The organism is Streptomyces acidicola (assembly GCF_009377235.1).
Taxonomy (GTDB): domain Bacteria; phylum Actinomycetota; class Actinomycetes; order Streptomycetales; family Streptomycetaceae; genus Streptomyces; species Streptomyces acidicola.
This window is the reverse complement of the sequence record NZ_VMNX01000522.1, coordinates 1-1,312: the sequence shown is the minus strand read 5'-3', so window position 1 is coordinate 1,312 and position 1,312 is coordinate 1. Positions and strand designations below refer to the sequence as shown.

General features: G+C 65.5%; 1 protein-coding gene and 1 pseudogene. Both read right to left on the bottom strand.

Features of this window, described 5'->3' with window-relative positions; translation table 11 throughout:
• Nucleotides 1-833: 2-oxoacid:ferredoxin oxidoreductase subunit beta (locus tag FPZ41_RS46550; RefSeq protein WP_322621601.1), on the bottom strand; the 833-nt coding region annotated here is incomplete at its 3' end.
• Nucleotides 823-1,312: pseudogene (locus FPZ41_RS46545) on the bottom strand (2-oxoacid:acceptor oxidoreductase subunit alpha); the annotation flags it as partial. The gene FPZ41_RS46550 and the pseudogene FPZ41_RS46545, both read right to left, overlap by 11 nt.

Below are 1,312 nucleotides of genomic sequence, written 5' to 3'. Positions count from 1 at the left end.
GTGGTGGGGGAGGTGGCGTGGGCGTCGTGGACGAGGATGTGTGCCTCGTTGTCGGGTGTCACGGTGACGACGTTCAGTTCGCCGGTGGTCTGGTCGCGTACGACGCCTTTGGTGAGGTCGGTGCCGAAGCGGATGGGCCGGCCGTGTTCGAGGCGGATGACGGCTTCTTCGGCCTGTTGTTTGTCCTTGATGACGTCGAAGGCGCCGTCGTTGAAGATGTTGCAGTTCTGGTAGATCTCGACGAGGGCGGTGCCGGGGTGGGCGGCTGCCTGTCGAAGTACCTGGGTGAGGTGCTTCCTGTCGGAGTCGACGGTGCGGGCCACGAAGGACGCTTCTGCGCCGATCGCCAGGGACACCGGGTTGAAGGGTGCGTCCAGTGATCCCATGGGCGTCGATTTGGTGATCTTGCCGACTTCGGACGTCGGGCTGTACTGGCCTTTGGTGAGGCCGTAGATGCGGTTGTTGAAGAGCAGGATTTTGAGGTTGACGTTGCGGCGGAGGGCGTGGATGAGGTGGTTGCCGCCGATGGAGAGGGCGTCGCCGTCGCCGGTGACGACCCAGACGCTGAGGTCGCGGCGTGAGGTGGCGAGTCCGGTGGCGATGGCGGGGGCGCGGCCGTGGATGGAGTGCATCCCGTAGGTGTTCATGTAGTACGGGAAGCGGGAGGAGCAGCCGATGCCGGAGACGAAGACGATGTTCTCCTTGGCGAGGCCGAGTTCGGGCATGAAGCCCTGGACGGCGGCGAGGATCGCGTAGTCACCGCAGCCGGGGCACCAGCGCACTTCCTGATCGGACTTGAAGTCCTTCGCCTGGAGTCGGAGTTCAGTTCCCACGGAGCGTCTCCCGCAGTGTGTCGGCGAGTTGTTCGGCTTTGAACGGCATTCCGTTCACCTGGTTGTACGAGCGGGCGTCGACCAGGTACTTCGCCCGGATGAGGGTGGCGAGCTGGCCGAGGTTCATCTCGGGTACGACGATGCGCTCGTATCGTGCGAGTACCTCTCCGAGGTTCTTCGGGAAGGGGTTGAGGTGGCGCAGGTGGGCCTGGGCGATGGTTTCGCCGGTGGTGCGCAGGCGTCGGACGGCGGCGGTGATGGGTCCGTAGGTCGATCCCCAGCCCAGTACGAGGGTGTTCGCGCGGTGGGGGTCGTCGACGTCGAGGTCGGGGACGGTGATGCCGTCGATCTTGGCTTGGCGGGTGCGGACCATGTGGTCGTGGTTGGCGGGGTCGTAGGAGATGTTGCCGGTGCCGTCCTGTTTCTCGATGCCGCCGATGCGGTGTTCCAGGCCGGGGGTGCCGGGGATGGCCCAGGGG